This is a genomic window from Staphylococcus sp. 231237_7MaSpsaltlick (genome assembly GCF_043107035.1).
This window is the reverse complement of record NZ_JBICNX010000351.1, coordinates 1-475: the sequence shown is the minus strand read 5'-3', so window position 1 is coordinate 475 and position 475 is coordinate 1. Positions and strand designations below refer to the sequence as shown.

Below are 475 nucleotides of genomic sequence, written 5' to 3'. Positions count from 1 at the left end.
ATTTTTTTTCAAACAGACCATTGATTATTTGCTTAATTGTATCCTGTTTCACATCTATATCAGCATTATTTAATACTGATTCAAGTTGAGTAAAAGAATCACCTTCAAAAAACGCTCTTTTTGATTTGTTTAAAGTAGATGTTTTATCTAAATTTGTTTTTGTTATTCCAAATTTAAATACATTGCAATATCCTTTGTTTTCATTAATCATTTCTTGAGCATAAGTCAAAGCATTTGGATGTAAATAATCATCAGCATCTAAAAAGATTACATATTCACCTCTTGCTTTATTTATTCCCGAATTTCTATAATCTGACAGAGAATCTGAATCATTCATCTTAACATGATTTACTTTGAGTCCACGGTCATTAATCAAATTTACAAGATCAGCTGAATTATTATGTAAAAATATAACTTCAAAATCAGACAAGGTTTGTTGATTTAAACTATCAACACAATTTTCTAAGTACTTTTC

The 475-nt window shown here is 26.5% G+C and carries 1 protein-coding gene; it reads right to left on the bottom strand.

The window, feature by feature from the left end:
• A partial coding sequence (locus ACF91D_RS31845; protein WP_392438715.1) for a glycosyltransferase family A protein occupies window positions 1–475 on the bottom strand: 475 nt, incomplete at both ends.